Below are 26,992 nucleotides of genomic sequence, written 5' to 3'. Positions count from 1 at the left end.
CCCTGTTCGGCCGCCCGACGGGGGCCTTCCGGCCGGACGGCGGGGGCTCTCCGGCCCCGGCCCGGCGGGCGTGGGAGCGCATAGCGTCCCGGCCATGGCGAACGACGAGAACGCGGGGGCCCGAACCGTCCGCGGTGAACGCGACTGGCCACTGGCCGCGCGCCGGCTGCTGAGCCGCCGCGAGGTGTCGGCCGACGGCCGCGCGGTGTACGGCACGGGCGACGAGAAGTGGGAGGGCTTCTACCGGGACCGCTGGTCCCACGACAAGGTGGTGCGCTCCACCCACGGGGTCAACTGCACCGGATCCTGCTCCTGGATGGTCTACGTCAAGGAGGGGATCATCACCTGGGAGCACCAGGCGACCGACTACCCCTCGATCGGCTCGGACTGCCCCGAGTACGAGCCCCGCGGCTGTCCGCGCGGCGCCTCCTTCTCCTGGTACACCTACTCCCCCAGCCGGGTGCGCTATCCGTACGTGCGCGGGAAGCTGCTGGAGATGTGGCGGGAGGCCCGCCGCCGGCTGGGCGACCCGGTGGCGGCCTGGGCGGAGATCACCGGCGACCCGGCCAGGGCCCGCGCCTACAAGCGGGCGCGCGGCAAGGGCGGCTTCGTCCGCGCCGACTGGGACGAGGTGGCCGAGCTGGTGGCCGCCGCCCACGTCCACACCGTCGGGGAGTACGGCCCCGACCGGGTGGCGGGCTTCTCCCCGATCCCGGCGATGTCGATGGCGTCCTTCGCTGCCGGCGCCCGGTTCATGTCGCTCGTCGGCGGCACCCTGCTGTCGTTCTACGACTGGTACGCCGACCTGCCGGTGGCCTCCCCGCAGGTCTTCGGCGACCAGACGGACGTGCCGGAGGCCGCCGACTGGTGGAACGCCGGCTACCTGGTCATGTGGGGCTCCAACATCCCCGTCACGCGCACGCCGGACGCGCACTTCCTGACCGAGACCCGCTACAACGGCACCAAGGTGGTGGCCGTCAGCCCCGACTACGCCGACAGCGTCAAGCACGCCGACGAGTGGCTGGCCCCGCATCCGGGCACCGACGGCGCGCTGGCGATGGCGATGGGCCATGTGATCCTGCGCGAGTTCCTGGTGGAACGCGAAGTGCCGTACTTCCTGGACTACCTGCGGCGCCACACCGACGCCCCGTTCCTGGTGACCCTGCGCGAGCGGGACGGGGGCTGGCTTCCGGACCGCTTCCTGACCGCCGCCGACCTCGGCGGCGCCGAGGCGGAGGCGGAGAACGCGGCGTTCAAGACCGTCCTGCTGGACTCGGCCACCGGGGACCCCGTGGTGCCGAACGGCTCGCTCGGCTTCCGCTGGGGCGAGGGGGGCGAGGGCCGCTGGAACCTCGAACTGGGCGGCACCGTACCCGAGCTGAGCCTGCTGGAGCGGGCCGAGGAGCGCGTCGCCGTCCGCCTGCCCCGCTTCGACGAGGGTGAGACCGAGGGCGGTTCGGCCATGGTGCGCGGGGTCCCGGTGCGCCGCGTCGGCGGGAAGACGGTCACCACCGTCCTCGACCTGCTGCTGGCCCAGTACGGCGTCGCCCGCGACGGGCTGCCCGGCGCCTGGCCCACCGGCTACGACGACGCCTCCCAGCCCTACACCCCGGCCTGGCAGGAGACGATCACCTCCGTGCCCGCCGCGCAGGCGGCGCGGATCGCCCGGGAGTTCGCCCGCAACGCCGAGCGCACCCGGGGGCGTTCGATGATCGCCATGGGGGCGGGGACCAACCACTGGTTCCACTCCGACACCATCTACCGGGCCTTCCTGGCGCTGACGACGATGACCGGCTGCCAGGGGGTCAACGGCGGCGGCTGGGCGCACTACGTCGGCCAGGAGAAGATCCGCCCCGTCACCGGCCTGCAGCACCTGGCTTTCGCCTTCGACTGGCAGCGGCCCACCCGCCACATGGCCGGCACCTCCTACTGGTACCTGGCCACCGACCAGTGGCGCTACGAGTCCTTCGGCCCCGGCGAGCTGGCCTCGCCGCTGGGCGAGGGCCGGTTCGCCGGACGGTCCACCGCCGACTGCCTGGCGCAGGCGATCCGGATGGGCTGGACTCCGGGCCACCCCGGCTTCGACCGCAACCCCCTGGACCTGGCCGACGAGGCCGCGGCCAGGGGTGTCTCCCCGGCCGAGCACGTGGTGGAGGAGCTCAGGGCCGGACGGCTGCGGTTCGCCGCCGAGGATCCGGACGACCCGGCCAACTTCCCCCGGGTGCTGACGGTGTGGCGGGCCAACCTGCTGGGCTCCTCGGGCAAGGGCAACGAGTACTTCCTGCGCCATCTGCTGGGCACCGACGCGGCCGTGCGCTCGGCGCAGACGCCGCCCGAGGGCCGGCCGGAGGAGGTGGTGTGGCGCGAGGAGGCCCCCGAGGGCAAGCTCGACCTGCTGGTCGCCATGGACTTCCGGATGACCTCGACCGGCCTGTTCGCCGACGTCGTGCTGCCGGCCGCCACCTGGTACGAGAAGGACGACCTGTCCAGCACGGACATGCACCCCTTCGTCCACGCCTTCACCCCGGCCATCTCCCCGCCCTGGCAGGCCCGTACCGACTACGACGCCTTCCTCACCATCGCCGACAGGTTCAGCGAGCTGGCGAAGGAGCACCTGGGCACCCGCACCGACGTCCTGGCCGTGCCGCTTCAGCACGACACCGCCGACGAACTCGCCCAGCCCGGCGGGATCGTGCGGGACTGGAGGCGGGGCGAGTGCGAGCCGGTGCCCGGGGTCACCATGCCCAGGCTGGTGGCCGTCGAGCGTGACTACGCGGCGGTGGCGGAGAAGATGCGCGCGATCGGGCCGCTGCTGGACACCCTGGGCACCACCACCAAGGGCGTCACCGTCCACCCCGGCCGGGAGCTGGATGAGTTGCGGCGCACCAACGGCGCGGTGCGCGGCGGAGTGGCCGACGGGCGGCCCTCGCTGGCGACGGCCACCCACATGTGCGAGGCGATCCTCGCCCTGTCCGGTACGACCAACGGCCGGCTGGCCACCGAGGGTTTCCGCGCCCTGGAGCGGCGCACCGGCACCGACCTGGCCTGGCTGGCCGCCGAGCGGGAGGCCGAGCGGATCACCTTCGCCGACACCCGCGTCCAGCCGCGGGCGGTGATGACCTCATACGAGTGGTCCGGGTCCGAGACCGGCGGGCGGCGCTACTCGCCGTTCACCGTCAACGTCGAGCAGCGCAAGCCCTGGCACACCCTCACCGGGCGCCAGCACTTCTTCGTCGACCACGACTGGATGGCGGAGCTGGGCGAGTGGCTGCCGGCGTACCGCCCGCCGCTGAACACCGGCCGCCACTACGGCGACGAGCGGCTGGGCGAGGAGGGCCGCGCGGAGGTGACGGTGCGCTACCTCACCCCGCACTCCAAGTGGTCCATCCACTCCGAGTACCAGGACAACGCCTACATGCTGGCGCTCTCCCGCGGCGGGCCGGTGATCTGGATGAGCACACAGGACGCGGAGCGGATCGGGGTGGCCGACAACGAGTGGGTCGAGGCGTACAACCGCAACGGCGTGGTCGTCGCCCGCGCGGTGGTCACCCACCGGATGCCCGAGGGCACGGTGTACATGTACCACGCCAAGGACCGCACGGTGAACGTGCCGAAGACCGAGGTCAGCGGGCGGCGCGGCGGCATCCACAACTCCCTGACCCGGCTGCTGGTCAAGCCCTCCCATCTCATCGGCGGCTACGCCCAGTTCACCTACGCCTTCAACTACTACGGACCGACCGGCAACCAGCGCGACGAGGTCACCGTCGTCCGCCGCCGCTCGCAGGAGGTCGACTACTGATGCCCGGTGGCGGACGGAACGAGACCGGCAAGAGGCCCATCGGCCGCGTCATGGCGCAGGTGGCGATGGTGATGAACCTCGACAAGTGCATCGGGTGCCACACCTGCTCGGTGACCTGCAAGCAGACCTGGACCAACCGCACCGGGGTGGAGTACGCCTGGTTCAACAACGTCGAGACCAAGCCCGGCGTGGGCTACCCGCGCCGCTACGAGGACCAGGAGAGGTGGAGGGGCGGCTGGCGGCTGGACCGGCGCGGCCGGCTGGTGCTGCGCTCGGGCGGTCGGCTGAGGCGGCTGGCGTCGCTGTTCTCCAACCCCGACCTGCCCGCCATCGACGACTACTACGAGCCGGTCACCTACGACTACGACACCCTGCTGACCGCCCCGGCCGGGCAGGACGTGCCCGTGGCCCGGCCCCGCTCGGTGCTCACCGGCAGGCCCACCTCGATCACCTGGGGGGCCAACTGGGAGGACGGTCTGGGCGGCGCGCCCCAGAACGCCGGGGCCGACCCCAACCTCCGGGGCGATCTGGTGGAGAAGGTGCGCTTCTCCTTCGAGCAGACCTTCATGTTCCACCTGCCGCGGCTGTGCGAGCACTGCCTCAACCCCGCCTGTGTGTCGGCCTGCCCGTCGGGGGCGATGTACAAGCGGGTCGAGGACGGCATCGTCCTGGTCGACCAGGACCGCTGCCGCGGCTGGCGGATGTGCGTGACCGCCTGCCCGTACAAGAAGGTCTACGTCAACCACGCCACCGGCAAGGCCGAGAAGTGCACCTTCTGCTTCCCCCGCATCGAGGCCGGGCAGCCCACGGTGTGCTCGGAGACCTGCGTGGGCCGGCTGCGCTACCTGGGCGTGGTCCTCTACGACGCCGACCGGGTCGGTGAGGCCGCCTCCGTGGCCGACGAGCAGGACCTGCTGGACGCCCAGCGGGAGCTGTTCCTCGATCCGGAGGACCCGGAGGTCGCCGCCGCGGCCCGCGCCTCGGGCATCACCGAGGACTGGCTGGACGCGGCCCGGCGCTCCCCGGTGCGCGCGCTGGTCTCCCGGTTCAGGGTGGCGCTGCCGCTGCACCCGGAGTACCGCACGCTGCCGATGGTCTGGTACGTCCCGCCGCTGTCGCCGGTGCTGGACGCCGTGGGCGAGGCGGGCGGGGACTCCGGCGACCCCGACCACGTCTTCGCCGCGGTCACCCGGCTGCGCATCCCGCTGGAGTACCTGGCCGAGCTGTTCACGGCCGGGGACGCCGATGTGGTCGCCGGGGTGCTGATGAAACTCACCGCGCTGCGCAGCCACATGCGCGAGCGCACCCTCGGCGGCGAGGGGCTGCCGGGCGCGCTGGAGGCGGTGGGACTGTCCCCCCGTGACGCCGAGGACCTGCACCGGCTGCTGGCGGTGGCCAAGTACGCCGACCGCTACGTGGTCCCCGCCGCGCACCGCGAGGACGCCGCCGCGCTGAGCGCCCTGGAGGAGGGCTGTCCGGTGGAGACCGCGGGCGGGGGGCCGGTCCGGGGCGGGAAGGTCATGCTCGGCCTGCCGACCCTGCGCCGCCGCGCGGACGCGCCGCACACCGGGACCCACCCCGTCGCACGACCTGCCGGAGGCACCCGGTGAACCCGCTGCGCACCCGTGTCCGTCCCGCGGCCCGGCGCCCCGGCCGCCACTCGCCGGAGGAGGCGGAGCACAGGGCCCTGCTGCTGCGGCTGGTCTCGCTCTTCCTCCAGTACCCGGACGGCGAGCTGGTCGCCGCCCGGCCGGTCCTGGCCGAGTCGGCCGGAGCCCTGCCGCCGTCGCCGGCCGCGGAGGAACTGGCCGCCTTCGCCGACTGGTTCGGCGAGGCCGCGCCGGAGGAGCTGGAGCGGCACTACGTGGAGGTCTTCGACCTGCGGCGCAGGAGCAGCCTCTACCTCACCTACTACCTGCACGGCGACACCCGGCGGCGCGGCATGGCCCTGCTGGCCCTGGCCCGGCGCTACCGGGCGGCCGGCTGGGAGGCAGGCGGCGGCGAGCTGCCCGACCACCTGCCGCTGGTGCTGGAGTTCGCCGCACTGGCCGGGCCGGGCACGGGCGAGGCGCCGCTGCGCCAGCACCGGCGGGGGCTGGAGCTGATCCGGCACTCCCTGGCCGACGCCGGCTCGCCCTACCGGCACGTGCCGGCGGCCCTTCTGACCCTGCTGCCGCCGCCGACGGACGCGGATCTGGCGGCGGTGGCGGAGCTGGCCGCGAACGGCCCGCCGGACGAGGAGGTGGGACTGGCGCCGTACGGGAGTCCGGACGCCGGGGGCTTCGCCCCGCCGGGCGCCTTCACCCCGCCGCCGCAGGCCGCGCCCACGCTCGTACCGCCCGGTGGCTTCCCACCCGATGCCTTCCCACCCGGCGCCGCTCCTTTCAACGCCGCCCCCTTCGGCACAACGGAAACGGAGACCCGCAGATGAGTCCCACAGGCGCCGTGCTCGCGGCCGCCCCGTCCGGAGCCGACCTGCTGCTGTGGGTCGCCTTCCCCTACGCCACCCTGGCCGTCTTCGTGGTGGGGCACGTCTGGCGCTACCGGCAGGACCAGTTCGGCTGGACCAGCCGCACCAGCCAGCTGCTGGAGCACCGCTGGCTGCGCTGGGGCAGCCCGCTGTTCCACCTGGGCGCCTTCGCGGTGATCGCCGGGCATGTCGTCGGCCTGGCCGTCCCGGCCTCCTGGACCGAGGCCGCCGGGATCACCGAGCACCTCTACCACCAGGCCGCGGTCGTCATGGGCACCGTCGCCGGTGCGGCGATGGTGGCGGGCCTGGGCATGCTGTGCGCCCGGCGGCTGCTCTCGCGCCGGATCAGGGTGACCACCGACCACTCCGACAAGCTGCTCTTCCCGCTGCTGGCGGCGACCGTGCTGCTGGGCATCGCCGCCACGGTGGTGCACAACGTGGCGGGCGGCGGCTACGACTACCGCTCGACGGTGTCGGTGTGGTTCCGCGGTCTGTTCGCCCTGCGGCCCCGGCCCGAGGCGATCGCCGACGCGCCGCTGCTGTTCCAGCTCCACGCCCTGACCGCCTGCCTGCTCTTCGCCGCCTGGCCGTTCACCCGGCTGGTGCACGTCTGGTCCGCCCCGGTCGGCTACCTGACCCGGCCCTACCTGGTCTACCGGCGGCGCGCGGCCACCGCGCCCCCCACCGTCCGGTCCCCCGCCGCGCGGCGGGGTGCTGACCGGCACTCGGTCCGCTGAGCGCGCGTACGCCGGCGCGCGCCCGGGGGGTCAGGTGGCGGGCACCCGGGAGAGCACCGGGCCGCCGCTCCCCCGGCGGTGCGCCGGGAGCGGCATCCGGCGCACCAGGCGCGTCGCCACGGCGCCGTAGGCGATGCCCACGGTCAGCGAGGCGAACAGCGCCAGCAGCGGCGAGTGGTCCTTCAGGTGCGGGTAGACCTGCCAGTGCGTCAGGTAGATGTACAGCGAGCTGCCCGCCAGCAGGCCCGCCAGGCGGTTGAGCGGTCCCAGGCTCGGCAGGCTGGGGACCCACACCAGCAGCGCCAGCCCGGCCACGACCACCGCCTCCCGCGCGGGCTGGCCGAAGAAGCCCGGGACGGTGACCAGGACCGCCGCGGTCACCAGCAGCCGCTGCCGTACGGTGACCGCCCTGGCGGTGGCCCAACCCAGCGCGAACAGCCAGAAGACGACGATCGGCGTCAGGTGGTGGACCCGGATGTCGAGGCCGAGGAGGTCGTAGCGGGTGACCAGGCCCAGCGCCGCCAGGGCCGCCGGGAGGCCGAACGGGAACCTCCGCTCCATCCGGTCCAGTGCCGGGAGCGACAGCAGGGCGGTCATCACGACCAGGAAGTAGACGAGCGTCTCGATGAACCAGTAGTGCCACTCCGTACGGCCGTCGCGCGGTCCGACGACGCTGTTGAGCAGGAAGGCGTTGGCGGTGTCGTACGCGCCGGTGACCAGCACCACAGGGACGATCCAGGCCAGGCTGGGCACGGTGACGCGCGCGATGGCGCGCCAGGCGCCCCGGACGCGTTCGCGCCGCCGCGCGGAGGTGAGGTGGAAGCGCGCGAAGTTGAACCCCGCCACCCCCAGCAGCACGTGCGCGCCGCCCTGGACGGAGAAGAGCGGGATGTGCGAGCCGACGATCAGGACGATCGCTACGGCGCGCAGGGCCACGCCGGTCTCCAGGGTGCGCCGTCGCGCGGTGGCCGGCCTCCGGTCCTCGCGGGGCCGCAGGTCGCGGATCGGCCGTGTGTGCCAGTCGGGGGGCAGGGGGCCGAGGACCTCCTCCAGCCTCAGCGACATCTCGACGTAGCACAGCGAGTCGCCGCCCAGGCCGACGAAGCTGCTGTCCTCGGTGACGTCGGTGCGGTCGAGGATCTCGGCGTAGAGGCGGCACAGGTCCGCGGGCCCGGCGCTCCCGGGTGCGGCGGGCCGCGGCGCGGTCGCGGGTGTGGTCGCGGGAGCCTTCCCGGCGGCCTTCCGCGCCAGGTCGCGTACGGCCCGGTAGTCGGGCTTGCCCGTGGCGAGCCGGGGCAGTTCGGTGAGGGCGTGCACACTGACGGCCCGCTGCGGCAGGCCGCACTCGCCGGCCACCAGCCGGCGGACGTCCGCGGCGTCCGCGCCCCCGGAGACGGCCACGACCAGCTCGCCGTCGCCGCCGACGCAGCACGAGGGGATGCCCCGGCGCTCCAGCACCGCCTCGACCTGCTGCGGGTCGACCCGCAGGCCGAGGATCTTGGCGAACCGGCTGCGCCGCCCCACCAGTTCGTACAGCCCGTCCTCCGCGCGCCGGGCGATGTCCCCGGTGTGCAGTTCCCGGACGGTCCGGCCCAGACGGAGGTCCGCCGGGGTCTCGGCGTAGCCCAGCATCACGTTCGGGCCCGCGTACACCAGCTCGCCGGTGTCCGGGCCGGGGCGGTCCGGAAGGGGCCGGAGCCGGAAGGAGCCGCCGGGTATCGGGACGCCGATGGCCTGGGGGCGGGAGGCCGCCAGCTCCGGCGGGAGGTAGGCCATGCGCGCGGTCGCCTCGGTCTGGCCGTACATCACGAACAGGTCCCAGCCCGCCCGGCGTCCCAGGGCGGCGTAGCGGGCCACGCGGTCGGGGGCCAGTCTGCCTCCCGCCTGGGTGACGTACCGCAGGTGGGGCAGGTCCATGCCGGCGAAGCCGATCCGGTCCAGCAGGTCGAAGGTGTACGGGACGCCGGCGAACGACGTGCCGCGGCCGGCGCGGAACAGGTCCCAGAAGCAGGGGTCGGCCACCGACAGCTCGGTGAGGATGAGCGCCGCGCCGCGCAGCAGGTGGCTGTTGACGACCGACAGGCCGTAGCAGTAGTGCAGGGGCAGCGTCGTGGCGGCCCGGTCGTCGTCGCGGATGCCCAGGTACCGGGCTATGGACTCCGCGTTCGACTGGAGGTTCTCGTGCGACAGGCGGACCAGCTTGGGCGACCCCGTCGATCCGGACGTGCTCAGCAGCAGCGCGAGGTCCGGGTGGAGTTCGTGCGCGGAGACCTCGCGCCGTTCGTCGATCACCCACTCCCCGCCGTCCGGCCGCACCACCACGTCCGGGTCGTACGCGGCGGTCAGCGACCGCGCGGCCTCGGGGTTGTCGCCCGGGACGAGCAGGAGGGGGTGGCCGGAGGCCAGCGCCGCGAGGTAGACGACGAGGGCGTCGGCCCTGTTGGCGCCGGCGAGGAGCACCAGCCGCCGCTGCCGTCCGAGTCGCCGGGCGGTGGCCGCCACCCGGGCGGCGAGTTCGCGGTAGGTCATCCCACCGTCGGCGGTGATGAGCGCGGTCCGGTCGCCGTGGGCGCCCAGGGCGCGGGCGAACGGGACCGCCCCGGTGCCGGGGTGAGGGTGGGATCGGTACGTCACGGCCGAATCATAGGTAAGGCTAACCTTATAGCGGAATCCGGGGGTCCGGCTTCCGCGCCGGATGGTGCGGAATGTCGGGATTCGTGGCCACAAGGTCCCCGCCCGGCAGGCCGAAGGTCCCGGAGCCGGCCGCCCCGCTTGACCTTTAGGTTAGGTTTACCTTATTCATTGGGCGTCGAACGTTCCTCCTCTACGCCGTTCCGCCGTCCGCCCCGGACGCGCCTCGCGGTGACGGAGGCGAACCCAGCAAGGAAGGCCTCACAATGCGACGCCCACCGGTCCGCCGTCTCGCCGCGATCCTCGCCGCGGCCGTGCTCCTCCCCGCCGTCGCGGCCTGCGGCGGCGGAAGCGGGAGCGAGGAGGACGGGTCCGCGCTCGTCGTCTACTCGGGCCGCAACGAGAAGCTGGTCAAGCCGATCCTGGACAAGCTGGAGAAGGCCGTCGGCACCGAGGTCGAGGTCCGCTACGGCGACAGCGCCGAACTGGCGGCCCAGCTCCTGGAGGAGGGCGACAAGAGCGAGGCCGCGCTGTTCTTCTCCCAGGACGCCGGAGCGCTGGGCGCCCTCGCCAAGGAGGGGCGCCTGGAGGAGCTGCCGAGCAGGACGCTGGAGAAGGTCGACCCCGCCTACCGCGCCACCGGCGGCGAGTGGATAGGCGTCTCCGGGCGCGCCCGTGTCATCGCCCACAACCCCGAGAAGGCCGCCGAGGCCCCGGACAGCGTCCACGACCTGACCGACCCCCGCTGGAAGGACAAGGTCGGCTACGCGCCGACCAACGCCTCCTTCCAGGCGTTCGTCACCGGCATGCGCGTCCTGGAGGGCGACGACGCCACCCGTGCCTGGCTGGAGAAGCTCAAGGCCAACGGCGCGAAGGCGTACACCAACAACATCGCCGTACTGGACGCGGTCGACTCCGGGGAGGTCTCCCTCGGCCTGATCAACCACTACTACTGGTACGAGCGGGTCGCGGAGAAGGGCGCCGGCGCGGTCACCGCCAGGCTCCACTTCCTGCCGGGCGGCGACCCGGGCGCCCTGGTCAACGTGGCCGGAGCGGGCGTCCTCAAGGACAGCGGCCGCAGCGAGGAGGCCCGCAAGGCCGTCGACTTCCTCCTCTCGGAGGAGGCGCAGACCTACTTCGCCGACGAGACCAAGGAGTACCCGCTGGCCGCCGGGGTCGACAGCTCGGTGAAGGACCTGCCGCCGCTGGAGTCCCTCGACTCCCCCGAGATCGACCTGGGCGAACTCGACTCGCTGCAGGAGACCCTGGCCATGCTCCAGGACGTCGGGATGGTCTGAGCCACCGTGCACGCACCGCAACACACCACCCGGGCACGTCCCGGTGCCCGCCCGGCCGGCTCCTCCGCACCGGCCGGGCGCCGGCGTGCCGGCAGCAGCCCCCCCTGGGCCCTGGTCGTCCCCGCCTCGGTGGCCGCGGTCTTCGCGCTGCTGCCCCTGGGCTACCTGGCCGTACGCTCCCTGGAGCGGGGGCCCGGTTACGCCTGGGAGGTCGTCGCCGACGAGCGCACCGCCGTGCTGCTCGGCCGCAGCCTGGGGCTCACCGCCGCCGTCGTGTCCGCCTGCCTGGTGCTTGGCGTCTCCCTGGCCTGGCTGACCGTGCGCACCGCCCTGCCCGGGGCCCGCGCCTGGTCGGTGCTGGTGACCCTGCCGCTGGCGGTGCCCAGCTACGTCGCGGCGTTCGCCTGGCTGTCGGCCGTTCCCGGGGCCGCGGGCTTCACCGGGGCCGCGCTGGCGCTGACCCTGGTGAGCTTCCCGTACGTCTACCTGCCGGTCGCCGCCGCCCTGCGCGGCACGGATCCCGCACAGGAGGAGGCGTCCCGCTCCCTGGGGTTCGGCCCGGTGCGCACCTTCGTCCGCGTCACCCTCCCCCAGATCCGCCCCGCCGCGGCCGGCGGAGGACTGCTGGTGGCGCTGTACGTGCTCTCCGACTTCGGCGCGGTCTCCCTGCTGCGCTACGACACCTTCACCCGGGCCATCCACACCTCCTACCGGGCCAGCTTCGACCGCACCCCGGCCGCGGCGCTCAGCGTCGTCCTGGTGCTGATGACCGTGGCCCTGGTCGCCGCCGAGTCGCGGACCCGGGGGCGCGCGGCCCACGCGCGCACCGGCACCGGCACCGCCCGGCCCTCCGTCCCCCACCCCCTTGGGCGTCTGCGCGTGCCCGCCCTGGCCTGGTGCGCCGCCGTCACCGCCGCCGCCGTCGCCTTCCCGCTGGGCACGCTCGGCTACTGGCTGGCCGTCGGCAACTCCGCGACGTGGGACCCCGCCCGGCTGGCCGGCACCGCCTGGACCACCCTCGGCGTGGCCGCCGCCGGAGCCGCGCTCACCACCGTGCTGGCGCTGCCGGTCGGCGTGATCGCCGCCCGCCACCGGGGGCGCGCGGTCCACCTGCTGGAGCAGGCCGCCTACGCGGGGCACGCGCTGCCCGGCATCACCGTCGCGCTGTCCCTGGTGTTCTTCGCCGTGCGCTACGCCTACCCGCTCTACCAGGAACTCCCGCTGCTGATCTGCGCGTACGCGGTGCTGTTCCTGCCGGTCGCGGTGGCCGCCACGCGCGCCGCCGTGCTCCAGGCCCCGCCCGTGCTGGAGGAGGTGGCACGCTCGCTGGGCCGTTCGCCGCTGCGGGTGCTGCGCGAGGTGACCGTCCCGCTGGCGGCGCCCGGTGTGGCGGCCGGGGCCGCCCTGACCTTCGTGGTGTGCATGAAGGAGCTGCCCGCCACCCTGCTGCTGAGCCCCACCGGCACGGACACCCTGGCCACCCGCCTGTGGACCGAGACCGGCTCCGGTTCGTTCGCCGCCGCCGCGCCCTACGCCGCCGCGCTCATCCTCCTGGCGGCCGTCCCCTCGTACCTGCTCGGGAGGCACCGCACATGACCGAACTGCGGATCGACGCCCTGTCCAAGTCCTACGGCGGCGGCGCGGCCGTGCTCGACGGACTGGACCTGGCGGTCCCCTCCGGCGCCCTGGCGGCCGTGCTCGGCCCCTCCGGCTGCGGCAAGACCACCCTGCTGCGCATCATCGCGGGCTTCCTGCGCGCGGACTCGGGGACCGTCGCGATCGCCGGCCGCACGGTCGAGGGCCCGGGGACGCACGTGCCGCCCGAGCGCCGCCGGGTCGGCATCGTGCCTCAGGAGGGCGCGCTCTTCCCGCACCTGAGCGTGGCCCGCAACGTCTCCTTCGGGCTGACCGGCCTGGACCGCGGCGAGTCCCGCCGGCGCGTCGCGGAGATGCTGGAGCTGGTCGGTCTCGCCGGATACGGGGACCGGATGCCGCACGAGCTCTCCGGCGGCCAGCAGCAGCGGGTCGCCCTGGCCCGCGCGCTGGCCCCGCGGCCCGAACTGGTGCTGCTGGACGAGCCGTTCAACGCCCTGGACAGCGCCCTGCGCGCCGGGGTACGCGCCGACGTCCGGGCCGCCCTGCGCGCCACCGGCGCCACCGCGCTCCTGGTCACCCACGACCAGCAGGAGGCCCTGTCCGCGGCGGACCTCGTGGCGGTCGTGCGCAAGGGGAGGGTCGCCCAGTGCGGCACCCCCCAGGAGGTCTACCGGCACCCCGCCGACCTGTGGGTGGCGGGCTTCGTCGGCGACGCCGTGCTGCTTCCCGGCTCGGCCGAGGACGGCGCGGCCGCCACCGCGCTGGGCCGGATACCGCTCGCCGCGTCCGGCGGGGACGGCGCCCGGGCCGGCGGTGCGCCCGGCGGCACGGTACTGCTGCGGCCCGAGCAGCTCCACCTCGTCCAGGACGGGCCGGAGGGGACCGGTGGCACGGTGACCGACGTGTGCTTCTACGGGCACGACGCCATGGTGACCGTCCGCGTCGACGGGCTGGACGACCCCGTGGACGTCCGTGTCGCCGGGCCGGTCACCGTGCGCCCCGGCCAGCGGACCGGTGTCCGCGTCACCGGCGAGGCGACCCTGCACCGGTGACCGGCGGCCGGGGCCGCCCGGTCCCCGGAGGGGGCCTTCGGCCCTCTCGCCGGGCGGGGGCGTGCCCTGGCGTTCCCCGCGTGGCGCTGAGGACGGCCGCCGGGCCGGCCGGCCACCGCCCGTGCGCCGGCCGGCGGGGTCAGTCCAGCCGGACGGTGAGCAGCACCAGGGCGTCGGTGTCGGCGGTCAGCCGGTGGCGCTCCGCGGGGATGGCGATGAGGTCCTCCGGGCCCAGCTCCCACTCCCGCTCGACGGTGCTCAGCGTCACCCGGCCGGCCAGGCACAGCAGCGTCGCGGCCCCCGGCGCCTGGTGTTCGGCCAGTCCGTGGCCGGAGGCCAGCGCCATCAGGGTCACGCTGAGTCCGGGGACCTTGACGACGGTCTGCGCCTTCCGCCCGGAGCCGGCCGCCCCCGCCTCGGCCAGCAGCCACTCGCCCTGGGCCTTCAGCCCGGCCACCTCTCCGGCGGGGTGTTTCTCGCGGTCCGGCTCGGGACCGCCCTGCGGAGTGATCATCGGACACGCTCCCATCCGCGCCGGGTGGCACGCGAGCCCAACTGCGTGTCCCGGCTGCGGTAGACGATGTAGGGACGGGTGAGGTACCCCAGCGGAGCGGTCAGCATGTGCACCAGCCGGGTGAACGGCCAGACGGCGAACAGGGCCAGCGCGCTGAGCGCGTGGAGCTGGAACAGCAGCGGCACGCCGACCATCAGCGCGGGGTCGGGCTGGAAGTAGAAGATCGACCGGAACCAGGGGGAGATGGTGGTCCGGTAGTCGTAGCCGTCGTCGACGATGTTGGCGGCCACCGTGGCGGCCAGCCCCAGCACCAGTGCCGCGGTGAGCATCAGGTACATCAGCTTGTCGTTGCGGGTGGTGGCGCTGAAGACCGGGCCGACGGTGCGGCGCCGGTAGATCAGGATGGCGATCCCGCCCAGTGTGCACACGCCCGCGATGGTGCCCATGACGACGGCGGAGACATGGTAGGTGTGCTCGCTCACCCCCGCCGCCTCGGTCCAGCTGTTGGGGATGACCAGGCCGACGACATGGCCGATCAGCACCACCAGGATGCCGAAGTGGAACAGCGGGCTGCCGATGCGCAGCAGGCGCTTCTCGTAGAGCTGGGAGGAGCGGGTGGTCCAGCCGAACTTGTCGTAGCGGTAGCGCCAGACGTGCCCGCCGACGAACAGCACCAGCGCCACGTACGGCAGGATCACCCACAGCAGGATGTCGAGCGCGCCGGGATCGGCGGCGTTCTGGGCCAGGTGCGTCATCGGCGGCCTCCCACCGGGTCGGGCATGTACTGGGGCGGTGCGAAGGGCGCCAGGCCCACCTCCTCCTCGGGCGGCCCCTCGGCGGCCAGGCGGGCGACGGCCTCGCGCTCGTCGCCGCCCAGCGGCGGCAGGGTGGCCGAGACCGAGTCCAGGACGTGCGCCCAGGGCGCGCCGGTGTCGTGCAGGGCCAGGCGCAGCAGTTCCAGGCCGGCGCGGTGCTCGGTCAGCAGCTTCCGCCCGGCCTCGGGCTCGCCGGCGGCGAACTCCAGGACGACGGCCAGGTGGTCGGGCAGTTCCTCGTCGGTCAGGCGCAGTCCGGCGGCGGCGTACGTCCGCTTGATGCGCAGCAGCGCCACGCCGCGTTTGCGGGTGTCGCCGTGGGCGTAGTAGGTCAGGAACGGGCAGCAGCGTCTGCGGTGGTCGAAGACCTCCACGTACTCGGCGGCCAGGCGGGCGGCGCCGGTGCGCTCGGCGTGGTCCAGGAAGCGGTGCAGGGGGGCCGCGACCGGTTCGGGCAGCGCGGCCGCGACCCGGCGGGCCAGACGGAGGCGGCCGTCCAGGTGCTCGTCGGGGTAGGCCAGTAGCAGGGACTGGATCTGCCAGGCCGGTGCGGGCAGGGAGGCTTCCGGTCCGGACGTGTGCCCGGATGTGTGCCCGGTGGCACGCTCGGTGGCGCTGTCGGGGGTGTGGTCGGTGGTGCGGGGGGTCATGGCTTCGGCTCGCTCTCGGCGTTCGGGTCGGTGCCGTCCATCAGTTCCCTCGGGGGTGCCTCCCCGCTGCCGGGACTGTCGGGGAACAGCCCCTTCGGGCGGCCCTTTCCGTCCCAGTTGAGGAGGTTGACGCGATTGGCCTTGTCCGCCGGGTCGGTGAGGGAGTCGGTGGTCTGGCGGGCGTGGAGCATCCGGAAGTTCTCCACGGCCACCGGGTCGGGCCCGCCGGACGCCTCGCCGAAGGGACCCGAGCCTCCCATACCGGGGCCGCCCTCGTAGTCCAGGCTGCACTCGGTGGCCAGTTCCTCCAGGCCGTGCGCCTGCTCGGCGTGGGCGGGCGGGATGACGTACCGCTCGTCGTACTTGGCCAGCGCCAGCAGCCGGTACATCTCGTACATCTCCTCCTCGCCCATGCCGACGGCGGCCGGGATGGAGGCGTCGGGCTCGCGGCCGAGGTTGATGTCGCGCATGTAGCTGCGCATGGCGGCGAGCCGCCGCAGCACGGCGTCGACGGGGGCCGGGTCGCCGGCGGTGAACAGCTCGGCGAGGTACTCGACGGGGATGCGCATCGCGTCGATGGCGGCGAAGAGGTTGCCGCGGTCCTCGGCGTCGTGGCCGGTGCCGCGCACGGCGTCCACGACCGGGGACAGCGGCGGGATGTACCAGACCATCGGCATGGTGCGGTACTCCGGGTGCAGCGGCAGGGCCACCTTGTAGGTGTTGATCAGGGAGTGGACCGGGGAACGCTGGGCGGCCTCGATCCAGTCGCGGGGGATGCCCTCGCGCTCGGCCGCCGCGATCACCTCCGGGTCGTTCGGGTCGAGCAGGATGCTCCGCTGCGCCTCGTACAGGTCCTTGTCGTCGGGGGTGGAGGCGGCCTCCAGCACCCGGTCGGCGTCGTAGAGGACCAGGCCGATGTAGCGCAGCCGTCCCACGCAGGTCTCGGCGCAGACGGTGGGCAGTCCGACCTCGATGCGCGGGAAGCAGAAGGTGCACTTCTCGGCCTTGCCGGTGCGGTGGTTGAAGTAGACCTTCTTGTACGGGCAGCCGGTGACGCACATCCGCCAGCCGCGGCAGCGGTCCTGGTCGACCAGGACGATGCCGTCCTCGCTGCGCTTGTAGATCGCCCCCGAGGGGCAGGAGGCGGCGCACGAGGGGTTGAGGCAGTGCTCGCAGATGCGCGGCAGGTAGAACATGAAGGTCTGCTCGAACTCGAACTTCACCTTGTCCGCGATCTCGGCGACCAGCACGTCCTTGCCGCCGTGCTCCGGAGCCCCGCCGAGGTTGTCGTCCCAGTTCGCCGACCAGGTGATCTTCATGTCCTCGCCGGTGATGAGGGACTTGGGCCGGGCGACGGGGCTGTGCTCCTGCAGGGGGGCGTTGGTGAGGGTCTCGTAGTCGTACGTCCACGGCTCGTAGTAGTCGTCGAGCGCGGGCAGCTTGGGGTTGGAGAAGATGGTGATGAGCTTCTTGAACCGGCCGCCGGCCCTGAGCTTCAGCCGTCCCCGCTTGTTGACCTCCCAGCCGCCCTTCCAGGTCTCCTGGTCCTCGTAGCGGCGCGGGTAGCCCTGGCCGGGCCGGGTCTCGACGTTGTTGAACCAGACGTACTCCACGCCGCTGCGGTTGGTCCATGCCTGCTTGCAGGTGACCGAGCAGGTGTGGCACCCGATGCACTTGTCGAGGTTCATCACCATCGCCATCTGGGCCATGACCTTCATCAGTAGGTCACCTCCTGGGAGCGGCGGCGGATGACGGTGACCTCGTCGCGCTGGTTGCCGGTGGGGCCGAGGTAGTTGAAGGCGAAGGAGAGCTGGGCGTAGCCGCCGATCAGGTGGGAGGGTTTGATCAGCAGCCTGGTCAGGGAGTTGTGGATGCCGCCGCGCCTGCCGTTGGTCTCGGAGCGGGGCACGTCGATGAGCCGGTCCTGCGCGTGGTGCATGTATACGGTGCCCTCCGGCATGCGGTGGGAGACGATCGCGCGGGCGACGACCACGCCGTTGCGGTTGACCGCCTCGATCCATTCGTTGTCGGCCACTTTGATCTTCCGCGCGTCCTCCCGGCTCATCCAGACGGTCGGCCCGCCGCGGGAGAGCGAGAGCATGAACAGGTTGTCCTGGTACTCGGAGTGGATGGACCACTTGTTGTGCGGGGTCAGGTACCGGACGGTGACGCCCAGTTCGCCGGTGCTGCCGACCTGTGGCTCGTCGAAGAGGGCGTGCATGTTCAGCGGTGGCCGGTACACCGGCAGCCACTCGCCCAGCTCCGCCATCCAGTCGTGGTCGAGGAAGAAGTGCTGGCGTCCGGTGAGGGTGTGCCAGGGCTTGAGGCGCTCGACGTTGATGGTGAAGGGCGAGTAGCGCCGCCCGCCGGACTCCGACCCGGACCACTCCGGGGAGGTGATGACGGGGACGGGACGGGCCTGGGTGTCGGCGAAGGTGACCTGTTTGCCCTCGTGTTCGGCGGCCAGGTCGGCCAGCCGGGTGCCGGTGCGGGCCTCGACGCTGCGGAAGCCCTGGGTGGCCAGGTGCCCGTTGGTGGTGCCGGACAGGGCGAGGATCGCCTCGCACGCCTGGACGTCGCGGGCGATGGAGGGACGGCCGTCGGCGACGCCGCCGTGGACGGTGCCGTTCTTGCTCCGCAGGTACTCCAGTTCCCGGTCGAGTTTGAAGGTGACGCCCTTGGTGGTGGCGCCCTGGCTGTCCAGCAGGGGGCCGAGGGCGGTCATCTTGTCGGCGACGGCCGCGTAGTCGCGTTCGACGGTCACCAGTTTGGGCATGGTGCGGCCGGGGACGGGCTCGCACTCGCCGGCCTTCCAGTCCCGTACGCGGCCGTGGGGGTTGGCCAGTTCGTCCGGGGTGTCGTGCAGGAGGGGGGCGGCGACCACGTCGCGGAGGGTGCCCAGGTGGTCGGCGGCCAGCCGGCTGAAGGCCTTGGCGATGGTGTTGAAGGCGTCCCAGTCGGTGCGGGTCTGCCAGGGCGGGGAGATGGCCGGGTTGAACGAGTGCACGTAGGGGTGCATGTCGGTGGTGTTGAGGTCGTGCTTCTCGTACCAGGTGGCGGCCGGGAGCACGATGTCGGAGTAGATGGTGGTGGACGTCATCCGGAAGTCCAGCGACAGCAGCAGGTCGAGCTTGCCGGTGGGTGCCTGTTCGTGCCAGACCACGTCGCGCGGGCGGGCTCCCTCGGGCGCCTCCTCGGCGCGCACGGAGGAGTCGGTGCCCAGCAGGTGTTTGAGGAAGTACTCGTTGCCCTTGGCGGAGGAGCCCAGCAGGTTGGCCCGCCACACCGTCAGCACGCGGGGGAAGTTGGCCGGGTCGTCCGGGTCCTCGGCGGCGAACCGCAGCCGCCCGGACTTCAGCTCGTCCACCACGTACTCCCCCACCTCGCGGCCGGCCGCCGCGGCGTCCTCGGCCACGGCCAGCGGGTTGCGGTCGAAGGTGGGGTAGGACGGCATCCAGCCCATGCGGGCGGACTGGGCGATGACGTCGGCGGTGGTCTTTCCGGCGAACGTGCCGCCCGCGGAGGCCGCCGAGAGGGTGTCGGCGCTGAAGGGGTCGTAGCGGAACTGGTCGGTGTGCAGGTACCAGTACGCGGTCTGGATCATCTGCCGGGCGGGCCGGTTCCAGTCGGCGGCGGTGGCCAGCGCCGAGTAGCCGGTGATGGGGCGGACCTTCTCCTGGCCGACGTAGTGGGCCCAGCCGCCGCCGTTGACGCCCTGGCAGCCGGTGATGGTCGTCAGGGTGAGGAACGCCCGGTAGATGGTGTCGGAGTGGAACCAGTGGTTGGTGCCCGCACCCATGATGATCATGGAACGGCCGCCGGACTCCTCGGCGTTGTCGGCGAACTCCCGCCCGATCCGGGCGGCCTTCTCCGCCGGAACCCCGGTGATGGCCTCCTGCCAGGCGGGGGTGTAGGGCTGGGAGGCGTCGTCGTAGCCGGTGGGCCAGGTGCCCGGCAGCCCGTCGCGGGCGACGCCGTACTGGGCCAGCAGCAGGTCGAAGACGGTGGTGACCGGCTTCCCGCCGATCCGGCGGACGGGGACGCCGCGGCGCAGTGACGCGGCCCGGCCGTCGGGGGTGTCGAAGCGGGGCAGTTCGACCTCGACCGCCGCCTCGCCGCCGCCGGAGGCGGTGAGCAGCGGGTCGGTGTCGCCCAGCTCCAGGTTCCACTTCCCGGCGCCGGACTCGCCCCAGCGGTGGCCGAGCGAGCCGTTCGGCACCACGGGGTCACCGGTGGCCGAGTCCAGCAGGACGGTCTTGAACTCCGCGTTCTCCGCCTCCGCCTCGGCCCCGCCGAGGTCGGCGGCGGTCAGGAACTTGCCCGGCCGGTACACACCTTCCGGGCCCTCCTCCAGGCGGACCAGGAACGGCAGGTCGGTGTAGCGCTTGACGTAGTCGGCGAAGCGCCCGGCCTGCCGCTCGACGAAGAACTCCTTGAGGATCACATGGCCCATGGCCATCGCCAGCGCCCCGTCGGTGCCCGGGTGCGGGGCCAGCCACTCGTCGGCGAACTTGACGTTGTCGGCGTAGTCGGGGGCGACGGCGACGACCTTCTGGCCCCGGTAGCGGGCCTCGGCCATCCAGTGCGCGTCGGGGGTGCGGGTCACCGGCAGGTTGGACCCCCACATGACCAGGTAGCCGGCGTCCCACCAGTCCCCGGACTCGGGGACGTCGGTCTGGTCGCCGAAGACCTGCGGGGAGGCGACGGGCAGGTCGGCGTACCAGTCGTAGAACGACAGCATCGCCCCGCCGAGCAGGGAGTAGAAGCGGGCTCCGGCGGCGTGGGAGACCATCGACATCGCCGGGATCGGGGAGAAGCCGGCCAGCCGGTCGGGGCCGTACTCCTTGATGGTGTGGACGTGGGCGGCGGCGATCATCTCGGCCGCCTCCTCCCAGGTGGCCCGCACCAGGCCGCCCTTGCCGCGCACCGACTTGTAGCGCCGGGAGCGCTCGGGATCGGAGACGACGTCGGCCCAGGCCGCCACCGGGTCGCCCAGGCGCTGTTTCGCCTCGCGGTACATCTGCAGCAGCACCCCGCGCACATACGGGTAGCGCACCCGGGTGGGCGAGTAGGTGTACCAGGAGAACGCGGCGCCGCGCGGGCAGCCGCGGGGCTCGTACTCGGGGCGGTCGGGGCCGACCGACGGGTAGTCGGTCTGCTGGGCCTCCCAGGTGATGATGCCGTCCTTGACGTACACCTTCCACGAGCACGACCCGGTGCAGTTGACCCCGTGGGTGGAGCGCACCACCTTGTCGTGGGACCACCGGTCCCGGTAGAAGGTGTCGGCCTGGCGTCCGCCGATGCGGTACAGGGCCCGGCGGTCCTCGGAGACCTCGGCGCGGGTGAAGAAACGGCGGCTGCCCACCAGGGCGTCGGCCACCTCGCCGTCCAGACCGGGACGGTGCTCCGTCTCCGCCGCGGTCTTCCTGTTCCTCGCTCTCACCTGCGCGTCCCTCCCGGGATCGGAAGTCGGTTCACGCACCGGGCCGCGGGCGGCCGGGCGCCCACTTTCGATCGGACGCGTTCCCTGCTCCGCGCCGGTGCTGGCCCGTTGACTACCCGGAAAGCAAGATCTCACACGGGCCGTTCGGAAGTGTTTCCGATCATTCACCGGCGCGGTCGCGCGAGGTCAGGCCGCGGCGGCGGGCATCCCCGATCCGGCGCGGCCGCGGGCGGCGGCGACCGCCTCCCAGTCCTCGGTGTCCAGCACGGACAGGGCGGCGGGGAAGACGCCGTCCTGCTCCTTGAGGATGTGCTCGCGCAGCGTCTCCAGGGCCTCCCACAGGCGCTGCGGCCAGTCCGGGTCGGCCGGTGTGCCGCCCTCGGCCTCCGCCAGCACCGACTCGATGCGCCGGTGCTCGTCCTCCAGTGCCGCGATGTGGTCGGGGAACTCCTGCCTCATCGCGGGGAAGAGACCGTGCTCCTCGACCTCGGTGTGCGGGCCGAGGACCGCGGCGATGCTCCGGGCGGCCCGGGCCATCCGGGGGAGGTCGCCGTCGCTTCGGGCCGCGCGCACCTCGCCGATCATGTTGACGACCGTGTCGTGTTCACGGGTCAGCTCGTCGATGGCTTCCAGGGACTGGCAGCCGCAGTACTCGCACATCTCCTCGTTCCTCTCGTCTCCCGGACGCTGTGCCGTCAGGTGTCGCACGGTCAGGCGTCGCACGGTCAGGCGTTGTGCCGCTCCACGGCCCGCCGCACCCCGGTGAGGGTGTAGACCAGGGCCGCCGCGGCGACCAGGGCCAGCAGCGCCAGGCCGATCGCATAGGAGTCGGTGGCCCCGTAGACCGCGCCCATCACCAGCGGGGGCAGGAATCCGCCCAGTCCTCCCGCGGCGCCCACCACACCGGTGACCGAGCCGACCTTGTCCGCCGGGGCGGCCAGCGAGACCAGGGCGAAGGTCGCGCCGCTGCCGGCGCCCAGGGCGACGGCCATCGACAGGAAGGCCACGGTGCCCTGCGGGGCCAGGTCCAGGGTGAAGGACTGCATCACGGCCCCGACGACGACCACCACCAGGGAGGCGGCCAGGACGCGCACCGGGCCGAAGCGGTCCGACAGCCATCCGCCGATCGGGCGCATCAGCACCGCCAGCACCACGAACCCGGCCATCCGGTTGGCCGCGTCCGTCTGCTCCAGGCCGTAGGCGGTCCTGAGGTAGACCGGCAGGTAGACCGAGAAGGCGACGTAGCCGCCGAACGCCACCGCGTACAGCGCCGACGCCTGCCAGGTGATTCCCAGGCGGGCGGTGGCGGCCAGCCGGCGGAGCAGAGGCTGGGAGGGCACGGTGCGGCCGGGGGCGTCGCGCAGCACCGCGTAGGCCAGGACCGCGTAGAGGGCGAGGGCGACGGCGGTGATCACGAACGGGGTGGCGGTCCCGTGGTCCTTGACGAGCTGGACCGTGGTCAGGGCGCTGATGGCGGTGCCGCCCATGCCCGCGCCGAAGACCCCGATGGCCAGGCCGCGCCGCGCGGGCGGGAACCAGGCGTTGACGAACGGCACCCCGATGGCGAAGGCGGTGCCGCCGATACCGAGGAAGAAACCGCCGATCAGCAGCCCCGCCAGGGATGTGTGGCCGGACAGGCCCAGATAGAGGACGGGGACGATGGTCGCGGCGGAGACCAGCGGGAACATCACCCGGCCGCCGAACCGGTCGGTCAGCGCGCCCACCGGGACACGTCCCACCGAGCCGACGATCACCGGCACCGCGACGATCAGCGACTGCTCGAAGGAGGACAGCTCCAGGATCTCCTGGAAGCGGGGGCCCAGCGGGCTCAGCAGCGCCCACGCCCAGAAGTTCAGGGCGAAGCCGAGGGTGGCGACGGCCAGCATCAGCAGACGCCGCCTCGCGCCTTCGTCGGTCCCCTCGGCGGTCGGACGGGCGGGCGCGGTCGTCCCGCGCGGCTCACGGTCCATGGTGGTTTCCGTATCCGTTTCGTACGGCAGTGTGGTCATGTCGTCCTCGGCCGATTCGATGGTGGCTCCGTGTCGCGGGCCGGAACCGGCGGTGTGTGCCCAGGTGCCCTGAGCGGCCGGTGCCATGCCCGCACCTCAAGGGTCTTCACACCCCTGTCCTGCGGTAAGGGACCAACAGGTCCCGCAAGGGACCATTGGTCTCGCCTTTTCCGGGGCCGTCCGGCACGGCTCCGCGGCGCGGCCCCCGGCACTCCCCGCGGCACGGCGCCCATCAGGTGACGGGCAGGGCCGTGGCCAGGAGCACCACTCCCAGCGAGCCGACCAGGGAGGTGACCGCCAAGGCTCGGGCCAGCTCGGGGCGGCCCCGCGAGTGGGCCCGGCCGTGCAGCGCGGCGACGGCCATCACGGCGGTGAACAAGGCCAGCTTGGCGGCCAGGGTCCGCCCGTAGCCGGGCTCGGCCAGCGAGGCCCAGGTCACCCCCTTGTGCCAGGCCATCGCGACCCCGCTGGCCAGCTGGAGGGGCAGGAACACCGTCCCGGTGAGCTTCCCGAAGCGGCGTCCGGCCTCCCGGACGAACCGTCCCCGGGCCTCGGGGGCCAGCATCCGGCGGGCCAGCGGCAGGATCACCAGCGACAGGGCCAGTTGCCCGCCGACCCACAGCGCGGCCCCGACGACGTGGGCGAAGCGTACGAGGGCCCAGGCGTCCACCCCGTTCACCTCCTCACCTCCACCGCTCCGTGGGCGCCGGCCTCGGCGCGGCGCATGTCGTGGTCGACGAACGGATAGCGGCCGGCCTCGGGGAACACCGCCTCGACGAAACCCCCCTGCGCGGTGGACAGGCCGAGCACCTGGGCGCCCCCGGGATCCTCCGGACGCAGCCGGTGGGCGCCCTCCTGATACACGGTGTCGAACACCGTGCCCACCACGTGGAAGGCGACCCCGCCACCTGGCCCCGCCGCCACCACCCAGAAACGGATCCGCTCCCCCGCCCGCGCCGTCAGAGGCTCCCGGGCGTACTGCCCGGCCACCCCGTTGAAGGCCCAGGCGTCCGGGGTGTTGGCGCGCATCCTCGCCACCCGGCCCTCACCGCCGACCGCGCCCAGATAGAGCTGGGAGGCCACCAGCAGATACTCCCGGTCGACCTCGGGCAGTTGCGGCGGGTCGACGATGACGGCCCCGTACATGCCGTTGGCGATGTGCTGGAGCATCGGCGCGGTGCCGCAGTGGTACAGCCACGCGCCCGCCCGCCCGGCGGTGAACCGGTAGACCAGCGACTCGCCCGGCTCGATGGTGCGCATCGGCCGGTCGGGGGCCAGCGCCCCGGCGTGGAAGTCGATGCTGTGGCCGATCGACCCGTCGTTGACCAGAGTGATCTCGAAGGTGTCGCCGACCCGGCCGCGCAGGGTGGGACCCGGCGCGGTGCCGCCGAAGGTCCACATCCGCTGCCGCACCCCGGGAGCGACCTCGATGTCCTTCTCCACCGTGCGCAGGGTCACCCGGTGGACGCGGCCCGGACCGGCCGGCGGCAGCCCGGCCGGCCGGGAGGCCCAGCCCGGCGAGAACTCCGCCGCCAGATCCGGCCCGGCCGCCCCGGCCGCCGGGGCGTGTTCCTCATGCTCCTCGCCCCCACCGGCACCGCCCGCGCCGGTCTCCAGTACCGCGATGCGCATGCTCATGCCCGCGGCGCGGTGCCCGGCCACGGTGCACCAGGCCGTACGGTCGGCGGTGACCGTTCCGACCTCCAGACGGGCGCTCTCGCCCCGGCCGAGCACCGGGGTGCGCGGACCGTTCTCGATGCGCAGGTCGTGCCCCATGGCCTCCCGGTTGACGACCTCCAGGACCAGGCGGGTGCCGGAGGGGACCTCGACGGTGGCGGGGCTGACCCGCATGCCCCTCAACTCCACCCGCACGGTGCGGGTCCCGGAGGCGCCCGTGGTGTCGGCGCCCCGGCCGCCCGCCGCCTCCACTCCGCCGCCCGGTGTCCCGGCCACCAGTACGGCCAGTACGGTCAGCAGGACGCCGGCCACGGCTCCGAACAGGGGCGCCCGCCGCGAGGTGCTCGTGGGCGGGGGTTCGCCGCGGGGTCCGGCCGGCCGGCCGGGGTGGGCGGGCCGGGCGGTTCGGGTGGTTCGGACGGTGCGGGTATGCCCGGTGGCGGGGCGTCGGCGGCCTCGGCCGGGGGTGGGGTGGTCACGTGCGCTCCTCAGGGTCCCGTCGCGGTCGCGGCGGATGATCGGGACATCGAGGCCGATTGTCGTTCCGGGGCGTGCCGGCGTTCGGGCGGCGAAGGTCCCCCGCGCCGGGCCTTTCGGCCCCCGGTCCGGACCCGGGGGTCCCGGGTCCGGACCGGGGGCGGCCGTGTCAGCGGTGGGTGAGGCGCAGGCGCCAGGCCTGCGGGCCGCGCTCCAGGTACTCCACCGCGAAGGCGCCGGATGTGCGCTGCTCGATCTGGGCCAGCAGGGGCAGCGGGTCGTGCGGCGCGACCAGCACCATGGACCGGCCCGCGGGGACGGCCTCGAGCGCTCCGAAGACCGTGGCGTGGCGGATGGCGTGCGGGACCTCGCGCACGTCCAGTTCGGGCGCTTCCCCGGCGTCCGTCTCCCCGCAGGCGCAGCCTCCGCCGCAGCCGCCCTCCTCGCCGTCCCGGCCCGTCCCGCCGGACTCCTCGTGACCGCCGAGCAGTTCGTGCATTCCGGCCAGCAGCCCGGCCAGGGAGACGTCGGGTGCGGCGGCGATCAGCGGCAGCACCAGGTCGTTCTCCTTGTCCAGGTGCTCCTCGAAGAGGACCTGGAGGGCCCGTGCGTCGGCCGCCGCGCGGGCCGGGGTGAGCGGGGCGCGCAGCGCCTCGACGAGCGCACCGATCCTGCGGTGCTCGGCGAGCATGCCGTCGACCAGCAGCCGGGCCTCGGCGGTGCGGTGCGCGGCGGGGTAGAGGGCGGACTCCTCGGCGGCGGCGTGCGGGAGGAGTTCGCGGTCGCAGAAGGCGACCAGGCCCGCGCGGGCCCGGTCCGCGGCGGCCGGGTCGCGGTCGGCCGCGTCCAGCAGCATCGCGACGCGTCCGGCCAACTGACCCGCGAGCTGCGCGTGGTGGGCTTCGACGGCTTCGACGGCCGCGGCGTCCCGGGGGTCGGAGGCGAGGGTGAGAGTGCTCATGGCTTTCCTCCCGAAGATGGGCGGCCCACCGGGTCGTCCGGGGCCGACGCGAGCAATATACTACGGACATGTCCGTGAAAAATAAGGGTCCACTGCCGGGCGGCGGCTCGGACGACCATCCGCCGGTCTCCCGGCAGCGCAGGGCGGTCCTGCAGCATCTGCGCGGCCGGACGCAACCGGTCACGGCCGCCGACCTCGCGGCGGAGTGCGGGCTGCACTCCAACACCGTCCGCGAGCACCTCGACGCCCTGGTCGACGCCTGTCTGGCCGCCCGCGAGCGCGCTCCGGCCGCCGGCCGCGGCCGGCCCGCCTGGCTCTACCGGGCCCGGGCCCCGCAGCAGTCCGCCGTACGCGAGTATGCCGGGCTGGCCACCGTCCTCGCCGCGCGGATCGCCCGCACCAGCCCCGACCCGCGCGCCGACGCCCTGGCCGCCGGGGAGGAGTGGGGCCGCGCCCTGCTCGCCGGGCAGGAGCCCGCGCGCGATCCCGGGGAGGCGCGCGCAAGGGTGCTGGTGCTGCTGGAGGAGATCGGCTTCGCCCCGCAGCCGGACGGGCCCGACGGGACCGCACGCGAGGTGCGGCTGCCGCGCTGCCCCTTCGTCGAGGCCGCCCGCGAGTACCCCGGCGTGGTCTGCGCCGTCCACGAGGGCCTGGTCAGGGCGGGGCTCGCCGCTCTGGGCGGGGACGCGGAGCGGGTGGCGCTGCACCCCTTCGCCGAACCGGACGCCTGCCGGCTGAGTCTGGACGCCGGACCGCGCGGGCCGTCGGGGGACGACACCGCCGGAGGAGACCGGTGACCGGCGCCGGGGCGGCAGCCGCGCCCGTCCGTGCCTCCGCCGCCGCGGCCCGGCGCACGGGCGCCA

At 73.7% G+C, this 26,992-nt stretch carries 19 protein-coding genes; 8 read left to right on the top strand and 11 right to left on the bottom strand.

The annotated features are described in order from the left end of the window. Positions 1-94: 94 nt before the first annotated feature. From ACLIYP_RS03980 to narI (ACLIYP_RS03965), 4 genes are read left to right on the top strand one after another with little or no spacing between them, the layout of a single operon-like run. Positions 95-3,799, top strand: a complete 3,705-nt coding sequence (locus ACLIYP_RS03980) for a nitrate reductase subunit alpha (protein WP_412711737.1) — start codon at positions 95-97, stop codon at positions 3,797-3,799. Further along, the gene (gene narH / locus ACLIYP_RS03975) at positions 3,799-5,409 is read left to right on the top strand and encodes a nitrate reductase subunit beta (RefSeq protein ID WP_412711736.1); all 1,611 of its coding nucleotides are present in this window, start codon (positions 3,799-3,801) and stop codon (positions 5,407-5,409) included. Before ACLIYP_RS03980 ends, narH (ACLIYP_RS03975) begins: the two co-directional genes overlap by 1 nt. Continuing rightward, positions 5,406-6,230 (top strand): nitrate reductase molybdenum cofactor assembly chaperone, encoded by an 825-nt coding sequence (gene narJ, locus ACLIYP_RS03970; protein ID WP_412711735.1) that lies wholly within the window; start codon positions 5,406-5,408, stop codon positions 6,228-6,230. Before narH (ACLIYP_RS03975) ends, narJ (ACLIYP_RS03970) begins: the two co-directional genes overlap by 4 nt. Next, a complete protein-coding gene (gene narI / locus ACLIYP_RS03965) occupies positions 6,227-7,006 on the top strand; it encodes a respiratory nitrate reductase subunit gamma (protein WP_412711734.1) in 780 nt (259 codons plus the stop codon). The genes narJ (ACLIYP_RS03970) and narI (ACLIYP_RS03965) overlap by 4 nt, the downstream gene beginning before the upstream one ends. 30 nt (positions 7,007-7,036) lie before the next feature. Here the strand turns inward: narI (ACLIYP_RS03965) and ACLIYP_RS03960 are convergent, their stop codons facing one another. Then, positions 7,037-9,640, bottom strand: a complete 2,604-nt coding sequence (locus ACLIYP_RS03960) for an AMP-binding protein (protein WP_412711733.1) — start codon at positions 9,638-9,640, stop codon at positions 7,037-7,039. A gap of 263 nt (positions 9,641-9,903) precedes the next feature. Between ACLIYP_RS03960 and ACLIYP_RS03955 the strand changes: the two genes are divergently transcribed. From ACLIYP_RS03955 to ACLIYP_RS03945, 3 genes are read left to right on the top strand one after another with little or no spacing between them, the layout of a single operon-like run. Beyond that, on the top strand, positions 9,904-10,935 hold the full coding sequence (locus ACLIYP_RS03955) for an iron ABC transporter substrate-binding protein (RefSeq protein ID WP_412711732.1): 1,032 nt from the start codon (positions 9,904-9,906) through the stop codon (positions 10,933-10,935). A 6-nt stretch (positions 10,936-10,941) separates the two neighbouring features. Continuing rightward, the gene (locus ACLIYP_RS03950; RefSeq protein ID WP_412711731.1) at positions 10,942-12,531 is read left to right on the top strand and encodes an ABC transporter permease; all 1,590 of its coding nucleotides are present in this window, start codon (positions 10,942-10,944) and stop codon (positions 12,529-12,531) included. After that, positions 12,528-13,583 (top strand): ABC transporter ATP-binding protein, encoded by a 1,056-nt coding sequence (locus ACLIYP_RS03945; protein WP_412711730.1) that lies wholly within the window; start codon positions 12,528-12,530, stop codon positions 13,581-13,583. The genes ACLIYP_RS03950 and ACLIYP_RS03945 overlap by 4 nt, the downstream gene beginning before the upstream one ends. Positions 13,584-13,722: 139 nt before the next feature. On the opposite strand, the gene ACLIYP_RS03940 is transcribed toward ACLIYP_RS03945, so the two are convergent. The 10 genes from ACLIYP_RS03940 to ACLIYP_RS03895 all read right to left on the bottom strand — a co-directional run bounded on the left by ACLIYP_RS03940 (position 13,723) and on the right by ACLIYP_RS03895 (position 26,129). Beyond that, a complete protein-coding gene (locus ACLIYP_RS03940; RefSeq protein ID WP_245793550.1) occupies positions 13,723-14,097 on the bottom strand; it encodes a cupin domain-containing protein in 375 nt (124 codons plus the stop codon). Continuing rightward, positions 14,094-14,852, bottom strand: a complete 759-nt coding sequence (gene narI, locus ACLIYP_RS03935) for a respiratory nitrate reductase subunit gamma (RefSeq protein WP_093849465.1) — start codon at positions 14,850-14,852, stop codon at positions 14,094-14,096. The genes ACLIYP_RS03940 and narI (ACLIYP_RS03935) overlap by 4 nt, the downstream gene beginning before the upstream one ends. After that, entirely contained in the window at positions 14,849-15,562 is a 714-nt protein-coding gene (gene narJ, locus ACLIYP_RS03930; RefSeq protein WP_093849464.1) for a nitrate reductase molybdenum cofactor assembly chaperone, read from the bottom strand. The genes narI (ACLIYP_RS03935) and narJ (ACLIYP_RS03930) overlap by 4 nt, the downstream gene beginning before the upstream one ends. Next, positions 15,559-17,280 carry a nitrate reductase subunit beta gene (gene narH, locus ACLIYP_RS03925; protein ID WP_412711729.1) on the bottom strand — a complete coding sequence of 574 codons (1,722 nt, stop codon included), beginning with the start codon at positions 17,278-17,280 and terminating at the stop codon, positions 15,559-15,561. The genes narJ (ACLIYP_RS03930) and narH (ACLIYP_RS03925) overlap by 4 nt, the downstream gene beginning before the upstream one ends. After that, positions 17,280-20,954: a nitrate reductase subunit alpha gene (locus ACLIYP_RS03920; protein ID WP_412711803.1), complete on the bottom strand. Its 3,675-nt coding sequence runs from the start codon at positions 20,952-20,954 to the stop codon at positions 17,280-17,282. The genes narH (ACLIYP_RS03925) and ACLIYP_RS03920 overlap by 1 nt, the downstream gene beginning before the upstream one ends. Before the next feature lie 237 nt (positions 20,955-21,191). Continuing rightward, positions 21,192-21,728, bottom strand: a complete 537-nt coding sequence (locus ACLIYP_RS03915; protein WP_412711728.1) for a hemerythrin domain-containing protein — start codon at positions 21,726-21,728, stop codon at positions 21,192-21,194. A gap of 2 nt (positions 21,729-21,730) precedes the next feature. Further along, positions 21,731-22,891, bottom strand: a complete 1,161-nt coding sequence (locus tag ACLIYP_RS03910) for an MFS transporter (RefSeq protein WP_412711802.1) — start codon at positions 22,889-22,891, stop codon at positions 21,731-21,733. A gap of 355 nt (positions 22,892-23,246) precedes the next feature. After that, on the bottom strand, positions 23,247-23,693 hold the full coding sequence (locus tag ACLIYP_RS03905) for a CopD family protein (protein WP_412711727.1): 447 nt from the start codon (positions 23,691-23,693) through the stop codon (positions 23,247-23,249). After that, positions 23,690-25,003, bottom strand: coding sequence for a multicopper oxidase domain-containing protein (locus tag ACLIYP_RS03900; protein ID WP_412711726.1), 1,314 nt, complete (start codon positions 25,001-25,003; stop codon positions 23,690-23,692). The genes ACLIYP_RS03905 and ACLIYP_RS03900 overlap by 4 nt, the downstream gene beginning before the upstream one ends. 334 nt (positions 25,004-25,337) lie before the next feature. After that, on the bottom strand, positions 25,338-26,129 hold the full coding sequence (locus tag ACLIYP_RS03895; RefSeq protein WP_093849459.1) for a DUF2249 domain-containing protein: 792 nt from the start codon (positions 26,127-26,129) through the stop codon (positions 25,338-25,340). A 68-nt stretch (positions 26,130-26,197) separates the two neighbouring features. On the opposite strand from ACLIYP_RS03895, the gene ACLIYP_RS03890 reads away from it, so the two are divergent. Continuing rightward, entirely contained in the window at positions 26,198-26,926 is a 729-nt protein-coding gene (locus tag ACLIYP_RS03890; protein ID WP_093849458.1) for a helix-turn-helix transcriptional regulator, read from the top strand. Positions 26,927-26,992: the final 66 nt, after the last annotated feature.

The organism is Streptomyces nanhaiensis (assembly GCF_046614825.1).
Classification (GTDB): Bacteria; Actinomycetota; Actinomycetes; order Streptomycetales; family Streptomycetaceae; genus Streptomyces; species Streptomyces radiopugnans.
Note: the sequence above shows the minus strand (reverse complement) of the source record. Positions and strands in the feature narration are given on the sequence as shown.